General features: G+C 69.9%; 1 protein-coding gene and 1 pseudogene. Both read left to right on the top strand.

Translation table 11 applies throughout. The features are described 5' to 3' along the window. Positions 1–596, top strand: a pseudogene (locus RIN43_RS16210) (MFS transporter); the annotation flags it as partial. A 42-nt stretch (positions 597–638) separates the two neighbouring features. Further along, positions 639–1,639, top strand: a 1,001-nt coding sequence (locus RIN43_RS16215; RefSeq protein WP_309129958.1) for an amidohydrolase family protein, incomplete at its 3' end; no start/stop codon positions are given.

A 1,639-nucleotide genomic window follows, 5' to 3' on the forward strand; every position in this document is an offset into this window, starting at 1 on the left:
TCGGCGTCCTCGCGTCGATCATGGGCATCGCGATGGCGTACTTCAACAACACCTTCCTGCTCTCGTGGGCAACGGGCCCGCTGGGCATCGAGCGCCAGCTCATGCTCAACATCACGCTCGGCATCGCAGTGCTGCAGTTCGTGTGGCAGCCGGTCGCCGCGAAGATCGCCGAGCGGTTCGGCATCGAGCGCGTCATGCTGGCCGGGCTGCTGCTCGCATTCGCCAACATCGTGCCCTTCTTCCTCGCCATCTCGTCGGCCGACCCCGTGTGGATCACCGCGGGCCTCGTCGTCAGCACGATCGGCGGCACCGCGTACTACGCGCTGCTTGCCTCCCAGCTTGCGGCGGCCTTCCCCGCTCACATCCGCTACTCCGGCATCTCGCTCGCCTATCAGCTGTGCGCGACCGTGTTCGGCGGGTCCACGCCCCTGATCGCGCAGGGGATCCTGAACGCCTCGGGCAACAACCCCTGGGCGGTGGCCGTGTTCTACGCCGTCTGGGTCGCGTTGACCATCGTCGGCGTGTGGGGCCTGAAGCGCGCGGTCGACCGGCGCGCGGGCGAGAGCGCCGCGCCCGTGGCGCAGGCGACCCGCTGAGCACCCGCCCGTCTGCCCGCACCCCGCTCGAAGGAGAACCGCTTGCGCATCGACGCGCTGTACACGAACGGCCGCTTCCGCACTCTCGACCCCTCTCGGCCCGAGGCGTCCGCTCTCGGCGTCCTGGGCGGCCGCATCGTCGGGCTCGACGGCGACCTCGAAGGCGTCACGGCCGATCGCGTCATCGACCTGGGTGGCCGCCCCGTCCTGCCCGGCTTCCACGATGCCCATCACCACATGTCGCTCACGGGCGCCCGGCTCGCCGCACTGGACCTGCGTCCCGGCCGGATCGACGACCTCGACGCGCTCTACGAGGCCGTGCGCCGGCGTGCCGCCGAACTGCCTGCGGATGCCTGGGTGCGTGGCTCCGGCTACGACCAGAACGTGCTCGGCGCCCATCCCACCGCTGAGGCGCTGGATCGCGTCGCCGGCGGTCGTCCTGTGCTGCTCGAGCACGTCTCGGCCCACATGACCGTGGCCAACACGAGGGCGTTCGAGCTGGCCGGCTTCCCCGGTCGCGTCGACGTGCCCGACGTCGCGGGCGGGAACATCCCTCGAGACGATGCCGGGCGTCCCCTCGGGCTCCTGCAGGAGAACGCGATGTCGCTGCTGTACCGCGTCGTGCGCCCCATCCCCCTGGAGGATCTGCACCATCACCTGGAACTCGCGAGCAGGCAGGCCGTGAGCTACGGTCTGACATCGGTCGTGGAGCCCGGCAGCGGCGATTGGCGGATGATCGGCAACAGCCCCGCCGATTTCCACGGCTATCAGACGGCCGTGGAGGCCGGCAGGCTGCAGGTGCGCATGACGCTGATGCCGTACATCACGACCCTGCACCAGCTGGACGGACTGCCGGAGACCGACTGGCTCGGGCTCGATCTCGGCATCCGCACGGGCCTGGGCGACGACCGCCTGGGGGTCGGGCCGGTCAAGATCGCCTCGGACGGCTCGTTCATCGGACGCTCGGCAGCGATGCATCACTGCTTCCATGGCGAGCCCGACAACAACGGTGTCCTGCTGTACGACCCCGAGCTGCTGACGAA

This window comes from Microbacterium sp., from assembly GCF_031178445.1.
GTDB lineage: Bacteria > Actinomycetota > Actinomycetes > Actinomycetales > Microbacteriaceae > Microbacterium.